Here is a 9,587-nt window from a genome sequence, read left to right as displayed (position 1 = left end):
CTACTTCAACTTCATCGAGAATGCCAAGGAGGAAATGTCAGCCGTGTTCAAGGACGTGGCGGTGCTAAATGTGGGTTTCGCGGCCGCTTGGTATATCTGCACCCCCTGCACAAAGGATCACGCTCCTAGTAGACAACACCTCTCCCCCGGGTTCTTGGTTAGCCACCCCGAGGTTTAAGTTAAAGCCGCCTATCAAATTTGCCTAAATGGGTAAATATATGAACAGATATCCTGACACCAATTAGGCGTAGAGGAGTTATCTGCTTTGAACACGATGCTACCAACAATCCTGCCGGAGGACGCCGTCCCAGCCATTAGCCAATCCTGCCGGCAGTGTGAACTGTGTAAACAGAGAACAAGGGTTATCTGGGGAGAGGGTAATCCCTCTGCCCCTATTTTTGTCGTTCTTGATAACCCAGGTGCCAGAGAAGATAAAAACGGCCGACCATTTTTATGTGGCACAAGAGAAACCTTGCAACTGGCAGCTTATGAAGCTGGCCTCGATTTAAGTTCACTGTACATAACATACGTCCTAAAGTGCCGACCAAGACGCGCTTACGATAAGCAAACCGCCCGATCCATCTGCATTGGGCATTTATGGCAACAACTAGAATCTGTAAATCCAAAGATCGTACTATGCCTTGGTAATGTTGCCTGTCAGTCCTTTTTTGAAGATCCGGCTGTCGAAGTTAAGCAGCTTAGGGGCAAAGTACACCTAGTAAGGAATTATGAGGTGATCGCATCATATCACCCGTTAGCAGTTAGAAGAAGACCCGTCCTCTACAAATATTTTCTACAAGATTGGAAGCTAGCGGTTAGTCTATTGCAGCGCTAAACGACCATGGAGTGCATTGACATATCATGAAATTGCAGGCCCAAGTAAAATGGGAGCCCTTGAGGACTCCCTTGTTGGCGTTTAGCTATTTGTCACCTGCCGCTTTAAAGATGCTGTTGAAGAGGAAGGGAAGGGTTCCCTGGGCCTGGAAGCGGTACACCAGGTCGGGACTGGCTAAGATAACGCTCCCCTCGCCCGTTTGCACCTCCACAATGGCAGCCTTACCGGACAATTGCTTCTCTGGGTCAGCCAGGTAACCAGAAAGAAGCGGCTCGTCACCAAAGCTGGCCACCACACCAGCACTGCTGGCTGGACTGACCAGGAAGGCCGGATTATTCTCAAAGAAGACGGCCTCGTAAGCGTCGTAGCCGTAAGCTACTGGTTGGTTGGGATCCACAATAAGACCCAGGAGAGAACCCGGGGCATTTACACCGCTAAGGTCCGCCAGTTCAACACCGGCAACCAACCCGTGCTCCACTGGGAAAGCCGAAGCTTCACCCATGGCCAGCAGAGTACCGCCACCTTGTACGAACTTAGCCAGCGCTGCTACCCCTTCGTCACCAAGACCCCCTTGGTATGACGGGGGCATATTGACCGAACCGGCGTAGATGTTCTCGGGACGCATATCAGGGAGGATTATAATATCGTACTGGTGAAGTTCGCCAGCTTTGACAGCATTGTTATCCAGCCGGTCGAACTGGAAACCATATTGCTCCAAAGCATAACGGGTCCAACCTTCATCCATGGTGTCCACCCAGCCATGGTAGAGGCCGATCTTCGGCTGGGACAGAGTAACAAAGTCGGCTTCAGGTTCGCTGACAAGGGCGTGGGCCATAAGGTGTAGTGTCTCCACCTGGACCTTAAGCTCTTCATAATCCACACCGCTGACCTTAAAAGTACCGGCTGGGTAGGTAATACCGTCCACGGTAAAGGCTGCTGTCGCCTGCTGGATGCTGACGCCCTGCTCCCAGAGAGCATTAAGAAGCCGCGCTGCATTGTTGTTGCTGTTGTGCTCTACCAAGTACCCCAGGGCCGATTCTCCACCGTTAAGACTACCGGACAGGTTCACCGCAACGACAGGCTCCAGCCCCACCTTCCAAATACTCTTATCTCCTACTGCCACTGTGTCCACATCGCGTATTAGGCCGTAAGTCCAGGCTGTAACATCATAAGGCTCGTTAAAGTAATCTTGGTACTCTTGAACCTCAAACAGAGTCTTGGCCAAATTGCGGTAAGGCTGGTTAAGAAGCACCACATAAGTACCCGCCGGGTAACTCTTTCCTTCTACTGTGAAGGCAGCCGTGGCCTGCTGGACCTCAATGCGGTGTTGAAGCAGATTGCTCACTAAATCGGCCACCGCTGCCGGGTCGCCCTGCCCTGCCGGAATCAGATAAGCATACGGGGCCTGGTTTTTCCCTGCTGCCACCGCCTCTTTACCCTTGAGGTAGAAATGCTCCAAAACGGTGTCTTTCTCTTGGGCTGTAAGCTCAAGGCTTAGTAGCACGCCTGTTTCCTGGTAATCAATATTATCGCGCAGCCGCCAAATATCGCCCTTCCAAGGCATAGGCATGTACCAGTGATACTCCTTCTCTAGTGCCTTGGGCCCGCTGGTGTCCGGGGTTGCACCCCAACCGCCATGGGTTTCAAACAACATTCCCTGCCCATTGTGGTAAGTGGTAAACTGGTCGTTATACCCGGGATACCAATTATCATAACGGGTAGCTGTAACCACACCGGCCATTCCCTTGGCAGTCATGTTGGAAATAATATGCCCACCGTATTTGATCCAATCCGCTTGGGTAATGGGGCTGATGTTCTGGTCGTTAGGATCCTGAGTAGGATTCATCCACATTCGCGCCGGACCGCTTTGGTGCAAATCGTGGTAAATCTGCGGGTGGAAAAGGAACCGCGCCTCGATATTCTGGGCCGTCTCAGGCAGCGCCAGGGCGATCATGTCCCGGTTGTTATCGTGACCCACATAGTGTCCCACATAAGGCGGCCGTGGCTTCATTTTCGCCCACTCGGTATCCTTGTACTTATGATACCACTCCGTAAAGGAATCGTGACCATCGGGATTAATGGACGGGTCAACAACTACAATTACGTTATCCAGTATGTTTTTGGTCCTCTGGTCATTGCCTGTGGCCAGCTTAAACGCCAGCTCCATGACCATCTCCGCGCTCCCCACCTCCGGGGCATGAATGTTGGCGCAGATCCAGTAGATAGCCTTACCATCCTTAATCAGTTTTTGGGCTTCTTTTTCACTTAGGCCGCGCGGATCTGCCAGTTTTGCGCTGATTTCCTGGTACTTGGCCAGGTTGTTTATATTCTGCTCTGAAGACACCACGGTGAGGATCATCGGTCTCCCCTCCGGGGTAGTACCGTAAGGCATAACCTGAACCCGGTTAGAGGCCTCATCTAGTTTTTCCATATACTGAACGATTTTGTCCCAAGGGGTAAGCTCATAATCAGCCCCAATGTCATAACCTAAGACTTGCTTAGGCGGGGGAACAGAAGCCGCGGATACCACCTGGCTTAGAACCAACACCAAAACCAGTATAATAGTCAGGAGACGGAAGGAACCAACACTCTTTTTCAAAACAGCACCTCCTCGTAAATTGGACCATGGAAAAAACTAGCTGCATCATCCTCGCCCTTTTGCCGCTCCCACCTCCTTTGTTTGTTGCTGTGCATTGTTATTCACCGCAATGCATAAGTATTCCTGCAAGCTCAAGGAATTTTTTTCTAGGAAAGAAAAGCTCCCTTACTTTGTAGCACCTACAAGTTCGACGCGCAGAAAGTACTGTACAACAACATAAGAAAAAGGCCCTGACTGCTCTTGGGCAGTCAGGGCCCGCTTCCTAACATTTACTACAACCCTTTAACTCGTTTTCATCAATCTTACTGCTAATCTCTTCTCTATCCAATCTCGGCTTACTCCCGAGATCTCCCCCTATGCTTCAAGTGATGCCTCAGAGCGGCTTTTCAACTTCCCCAGGGCTGACCTAACCTTCTTTTTACCCCTGCCAATTTCTTGACGGAGCTTCTCCATGTAGGTCATTTCGGCTTCTTGCAGGTAGTACTGTGATTGTTCCTTAGCAAATTGTTCAATTTTTTCCTGGTTTCTTGATTAAAGTTCACTATCCTCACCCCCGTTGTTTCTTAATATTTGAATACGTTCACTTAGGAAATCCCACCTGGCCCAAAAGGAGGTTAATTCTTCAAACCCCCGCCCATTAAGGGTGTAAAACTTTCTTGGTGGACCTTTTTTTGAAGGTTTTTTCGATACAAATACCAAATTATTTTTTTCCAGCCGCAACAACAATGCATACACAGTCGCCTGGGCAAGGTCTTCAAAACCCATTGCATAAAGTTTCTTAGCTATTTCATACCCGTATGTTTCACCTTGACTGATGATTGCCAGCACTATCCCATCAAGCACACCCTTTAGCATTTCACTTAGGTTTTGCAGAATATCGCCTCCTCACTGTCATATGTTGTTGGTAATCAGTTATGTTGGGTACCGGCTATACAATAACATGGAGTAGCTACCTTGTCAACGACCAGAGGCCATACATAAACAAAACGCCCCGTGAGAAAGCTTAATAGCTGCTTTCCCACGGGGCGTGTAGTGATTCTTAGCTATCTAAACATTAAACATCTTGCCATCTTCAATAAGGACAACTTGATCTGCAATTGCGGCAAAGGCATCAGGGACCATTGTGTGAATAGGTACTACCTTTTTAGGGTCAAGTTTTGTGATCAATTTTATTATATCCGCAATAGACGCATGTCCACTTGTGTGCAGTTGGTGCATAACAAAGCCAGCCTGAATTAAGTAACTCTCAAACCTTTTCTGATAATCACTGTTACGATACCCGCTCCACATAGAGTACAGAAATAATCCGTTTTTTAACCCCGTTATTTCTATATCCCTTTTCATTGAAGGCCGCACAGCCATAATGATATTTTCTTCTTGCTCCTTTAGTTTGTTTTTGGAGATATGAAATGCCGAAAACCGCTTCGCATATTTTTCCCCGATTTCGTTAAATATCTTTTGGGTTAATCGATAAGGATAAAACACTCTTATATTTTTGTACGCCGTTGAGGGGTAGGGAAGCTTGTTCCCAAGCTGGCGAAGCTCATAAAGAACATTGGCAGTGTATATATCAACAACAAAAACCCTGCCCAGCCGTAAAGCCACCCTATAAAAACTGACAAGGCGGTCTATGTTTTGACTTGATGATTGAAATAAAACTGGGCCTGCAAACCCCTTAGCCTTTTTGACGATCTGTTCCTCAAGTTCCTGCTCTGTTAACACTTCTTCATCCTGCCGCCCCAACAGCGTTCCTTCTGTTAAAAGTATATCGGCACCTTTCGTGGCACCATTGATGAATCTATCCAAACAGATACCTTTTCGCCCGTGCCCACGAAAATCCCCCGTATAAAGAATAGTTTTCCCAAAGCTCGATATCTCAAATGCCGCCGCATCAAAGGCCGAATGGTCCATCAGATATGGCATAATTCTGAAGGTCCCAATAGAAAACGGTTCATACATTCTAAACATCTTGAAATCATAATTCTCGAGAATAATCTTGTCTATCAAATGAAAGAGCTTGGAAATCTCTATGAGTTTTAAGGTGCCCGCCGAAAGGTAAATGGGGATTGACGGGTTAACAAACTTAAGTAACCCATAATGATCAATATGGGCATGAGAAATAACAACCCCATCAAACCCTGGGCTATCCCAAATATATAAACCCTTAATATCGGGCAACACACCAAGTTCAAGCAGAGCTTTTGGGCCTAGCGATGCCACGGAATCGTCAATGGGTTTGTTGTTGAGGAACAGCGGGTAACCGGCATCGATCAACATCCTATTGGCTCTAGATTGAAGTTCCAGGAATGTTCCCCCTATTTCCTTGGTCCCTCTATATATAATTACCTTCATCTATAAAAGCCTTTCATCTAAGTACTGTTGTATATTGCTTTGTCAAAACAAATTCCTACGGCCCAGGTTATGCTTTTTCTTGTTTATGACTTTGAGAAGCTCTTCTGCCTTAATAGGCCCACCATAAGGTTCCCAATAACCAAATTTCAAAAAAGCGTTTATCTCCATTTCTTCACTCACTATACCCTCATCTAAGTTCACAACATAACCTTTAGTTTGCTATGTCTGAAGAATGAATGTGTTGTCACCCCTTGTGGCAATTATTTCAGCCATTCACCTGTCCTCCTGCTTCGTTAGAATAATATTTTTCCACAATTTCCTCCCTGCTTTTATCAAGCATAAAGAAATCCACTTCAAGTTCCTGCATCAGTCGACGCACATTGGGGTCGGAAAAATCCTTATGCGCTCGGCTGTTTTTAAACACAAGTACACCTTTACGCAAAGTAGGGTTATTTTCAATTTCAAAATCAGCCAGTAATTTCCCGTAATTCACCATTCGATAGTATGTATATATCTCCAAAATACAGCGCAAAAGTGTTTCTTTGCTACTGGGCCGCTTTAGTTCCAGGATATAAACATACTTCTCATCCCGGGCCAAAAGATCAATAGCAATACCCCTGCCGTCTTTTAGGGGAGTCTGGTAGTGGAAAACCTCACTGAAAGGTGGCAGACCCTTTTTATTAAATAGTCTCATTGCAATACGTTGTTCTTCTTGCTCCCACTTGCGTCCATCAGCAGCCAGAGGTGTAGTCCCATCACGGAATACACTATAAGAACCGGTCCGCCCCTCTAGGTTAATGTACTTCAATTCCCCTAGATGTTCCAACAGGTATGCCGCTATAACTTCTGTATACTTTTCCTTGGTGTCAGAAGTAATTCCCCGATAGTTTACGAACCCTTTGCAATGCAGTTTATTAACCTTGACAGGTTGCAAATATTCATCAACCATGCCGACAATTTCTTTCTTAGTATAGACTATAGCCATTTTAGTCACCTCCTTCCTTTTTCCAACAATGATTCTGATATTATTTCTTTCATTATACCATCATTTGTATAAACTTTGTTTCGGTCATCCCCAGCCCCTTAAGAGCTTGATTGCTCCCAAGGGTTGCTGGGGGTAAAAAGAAAAGCCCCGTGAGAGAGCGCTTAATTGCTTGCTTTCCCACGGGGCTGTGTTGTGGTTGGTGACAGCCCCAGACAGTCAACTTACAACACAACCGTTGCCTTCTATTGTATCCTCTTATGCCAGTCAACATCACCTATTTAATCTTCTGTCGCCACCGCAAAGGTGAGATTGCCGCTTAATTCAAATTCAATACTTCCTTCTGAACTGGTCATGTTGGCAGCAAATTTAAAGTGCCGCTGCAGTTCCTTTCCAACAATTGCTTCTATCATGATTTTCAACCCTTGTTCTTTTTATTTGGCTAATTCTCCAACATCAATAACCATACTTTCCCAGGTGACTGTCACCGTTTACGTTTTCGGACAATGGACTATTTCTCTTGTCATACTGGGATGAAGAACAGGCATCATTTTTCACTAGGGCTAATAAATCCTATTCTTCTTTTCGGTTTTTCCGGTTCTTTTTCCATTGAAGTTAACAGGAAATTGAGCTGGTTAATATGTTGGATTAATGTTGACATTTTCCCATTTACGTAACCCCGAAATATCAACACAACTGACTCTTCATACGATACTTCTGTTACCTGCATTAAAACTGATTGCCCAAAATTTGTAAGCATTACCCCAACCTCATGTTCTGAGTCTAATGATTTTTCATATTGCTGTATATGTCGCTTTATTATCTCAAACTGGGTACTAGACCACATATAATGTGTTGGCAAATCTGGCATTTTAATTTTTGGAATTTGGGTGTTTAGAAAGCTGTAATCCGGTAATAAGTGTGACATTTTCCCCCTCCTCTCTGGTTTATGGTAATTGCAAGCAACCATCTAACCTTATTTACAATAACAGACGGTTCACAAGGCATCATCAAAAATAAGCCACCCCTTATCTGTTTTCACCCCGTTTTATTTACAAAGCCTACCATAAAACATTTGAGAACGGGATCCTATTCCACTTGTCAGTGTAAGTTTGAAAAGGAAACCCATCCCCAAACTATTTTCTCACCTTTCATTATACCATCATTTGTATAAATATTTCTTATTTCTACCATCCCCGGCTTAATTGCTTCAAGGGTTGCGAGAGTAAAACCCGCCCCGTGAGAGAGCGCTTAATTGCTTGCTTTCCCACGGGGCTTGTTGGTCTCTTTACTGCAACGGCTTAGAAGGTCGACTTACAACACAACAGTCACGGTAGGGATACCAGTTACCTGGCACCCCCCGTACAGATCCCAGCGTGCGGGATTACCGCACTGGGCTCTTAACTTAGGTCAGACGCAGAGGCGTTGATTCGGGTATGGGTGGACTACTCGGGCGGTTGGTATCCGCATGGAAAACCAGTGCTGGAACTTATTCCAGGTCAGGTTCCTTCCTTTCTGGCTTCGGCGCCGTAGAGCATGTAGCCAAGCTTTGGCTAGTCCGGTTCGAAAAGCGTCGATGGCTTTGCGGTTACCGGGGACGCCATAGTAGTTCATGTGCCCCATGAACACCGCTCTTAGCCATTTTCCCGTTTCCGGTATTAGCCAATGCCGGTTCTCCTTAAGGGCTATCCGGATTGCTTTAAGCTTTGCTCGAGCACGTTTACCTATGGTTTTTCGGCGCACTGTAAATTTGCCATCTTTGCGTCTCGAGGAGCAAATATGCGTGAAGCCAAGGAAGTCAAATGTCTCTGGCTTTTCCTCTCCCCGCCTTTTTCGATTAGACGCTGCAAAGCGCCCAAACTCTATCAGACGAGTTTTGTCTTGGTGTAATTCTAACTTGAATTTGAACAGCCGTTTGCTCAGGTCTTTATGCAATTGCTTTGCATCTTCAAGGTATTGGAATCCCAACACAAAGTCATCTGCATAGCGTACTATATAGACTTCGCCGCGTGCACAGTGGTTTCTCCACCAGTCTACCCATAGGTCTAGGACGTAGTGCAGATAGATATTTGCCAGTAGAGGTGATATTACTGCACCTTGTGGTGTCCCCACCACGGTCTTTGACCACTTCCCATCTTCGGATACTCCGGCGCGTAAGAACTTTCGTAACAGCCGCAATATCCTTGGATCAGTGATGCGGTGTTCCACGAATTTCATCAGCCACTCATGGTCGAGTGTGTCGAAGAAGCTGCGGATATCCGCATCGAGCACCCAATTCACTTTTCGCTGCGTTATGGCAACATAGACGGCATCGAGGGCGTTGTGTGGGCTTCGGCCGGGGCGAAAGCCGTAGCTGAAGCCTTTGAAATCTACTTCGTAGATTGCTGATAGGACTTGTACTAATGCTTGCTGCACGATCTTGTCTTCTAGGGCAGCAATACCAATTGGGCGTCTACGACCATCTGGTTTAGGGATATAGATTCTTTTACTTGGGCGTGCCCGGTATTGGCCGCTCTGGATTTGTTCGTGTAGTGTTTGTAGTCGTTTTCGGATGCCTTTGCCGTATTGTTCCCATGTGACTGTGTCAACTCCGGCTGCCGCTTTGGGATTTAGTTGTAAGTAGGCCTTGTGGAGTTGGTCGGTGGTGATATGATGCATCAGGTTGTTGAATTTGAGTGCTGGGTCCCGTTTCGCTGCTTCTCGTACTCTGTCCAGCCCAAGCGACGTTGCTTTCGGTCTCTGCGTGCCGATCCCGGTGGTCTGGCCAGAGTTTCCCTTGTTCGGAGGTCTTTGCTCGGCGGACTCCGCCTGTAGGTAGC

The 9,587-nt window shown here is 46.5% G+C and carries 8 protein-coding genes and 1 pseudogene; 1 reads left to right on the top strand and 8 read right to left on the bottom strand.

Annotation, left to right across the window (positions count from 1 at the left end):
* Positions 1-274: 274 nt before the first annotated feature.
* Positions 275-835 carry a uracil-DNA glycosylase gene (locus AC1U9Z_RS17160; RefSeq protein ID WP_479958445.1) on the top strand — a complete coding sequence of 187 codons (561 nt, stop codon included), beginning with the start codon at positions 275-277 and terminating at the stop codon, positions 833-835.
* Between the two features lie 85 nt (positions 836-920).
* Here AC1U9Z_RS17160 and AC1U9Z_RS17155 read toward each other — a convergent pair whose 3' ends face one another.
* The 8 genes and pseudogenes from AC1U9Z_RS17155 to ltrA form a co-directional block, all read right to left on the bottom strand.
* Entirely contained in the window at positions 921-2,681 is a 1,761-nt protein-coding gene (locus tag AC1U9Z_RS17155; protein WP_479958446.1) for a M14 family metallopeptidase, read from the bottom strand.
* A gap of 168 nt (positions 2,682-2,849) precedes the next feature.
* Positions 2,850-3,227 (bottom strand): annotated as a pseudogene (locus AC1U9Z_RS17150) (M14 family zinc carboxypeptidase); the annotation flags it as partial.
* A 738-nt stretch (positions 3,228-3,965) separates the two neighbouring features.
* Positions 3,966-4,289 (bottom strand): PadR family transcriptional regulator, encoded by a 324-nt coding sequence (locus tag AC1U9Z_RS17145; RefSeq protein ID WP_479958444.1) that lies wholly within the window; start codon positions 4,287-4,289, stop codon positions 3,966-3,968.
* Between the two features lie 192 nt (positions 4,290-4,481).
* Positions 4,482-5,711, bottom strand: a complete 1,230-nt coding sequence (locus AC1U9Z_RS17140) for an MBL fold metallo-hydrolase (RefSeq protein ID WP_479958443.1) — start codon at positions 5,709-5,711, stop codon at positions 4,482-4,484.
* A 340-nt stretch (positions 5,712-6,051) separates the two neighbouring features.
* Complete coding sequence (locus AC1U9Z_RS17135) at positions 6,052-6,771, bottom strand: hypothetical protein (protein ID WP_479958442.1); 720 nt, start codon at positions 6,769-6,771, stop codon at positions 6,052-6,054.
* Positions 6,772-7,049: 278 nt separating this feature from the next.
* The gene (locus AC1U9Z_RS17130; protein ID WP_479958441.1) at positions 7,050-7,181 is read right to left on the bottom strand and encodes a hypothetical protein; all 132 of its coding nucleotides are present in this window, start codon (positions 7,179-7,181) and stop codon (positions 7,050-7,052) included.
* Between the two features lie 134 nt (positions 7,182-7,315).
* A complete protein-coding gene (locus AC1U9Z_RS17125) occupies positions 7,316-7,696 on the bottom strand; it encodes a DUF6173 family protein (RefSeq protein WP_479958440.1) in 381 nt (126 codons plus the stop codon).
* Between the two features lie 482 nt (positions 7,697-8,178).
* Positions 8,179-9,587: group II intron reverse transcriptase/maturase (gene ltrA, locus AC1U9Z_RS17120; RefSeq protein ID WP_479958439.1), on the bottom strand; the 1,409-nt coding region annotated here is incomplete at its 5' end.

The organism is Desulfotomaculum sp. (genome assembly GCF_982386235.1).
The sequence above is the reverse complement of the archived record's forward strand: the minus strand, read 5'-3'. Positions and strand labels throughout refer to the sequence as shown.

Bases quoted from the DNA above. Each gene is read 5' to 3' on its own strand.
- AC1U9Z_RS17160 (WP_479958445.1), top strand. From the start codon at position 275: ATGCTACCAACAATCCTGCCGGAGGACGCCGTCCCAGCCATTAGCCAA.
- AC1U9Z_RS17155 (WP_479958446.1), bottom strand. From the start codon at position 2,681: ATGAATCCTACTCAGGATCCTAACGACCAGAACATCAGCCCCATTACC.
- AC1U9Z_RS17145 (WP_479958444.1), bottom strand. From the start codon at position 4,289: ATGCTAAAGGGTGTGCTTGATGGGATAGTGCTGGCAATCATCAGTCAA.
- AC1U9Z_RS17140 (WP_479958443.1), bottom strand. From the start codon at position 5,711: ATGTTGATCGATGCCGGTTACCCGCTGTTCCTCAACAACAAACCCATT.
- AC1U9Z_RS17135 (WP_479958442.1), bottom strand. From the start codon at position 6,771: ATGGCTATAGTCTATACTAAGAAAGAAATTGTCGGCATGGTTGATGAA.
- AC1U9Z_RS17130 (WP_479958441.1), bottom strand. From the start codon at position 7,181: ATGATAGAAGCAATTGTTGGAAAGGAACTGCAGCGGCACTTTAAATTT.
- AC1U9Z_RS17125 (WP_479958440.1), bottom strand. From the start codon at position 7,696: ATGTCACACTTATTACCGGATTACAGCTTTCTAAACACCCAAATTCCA.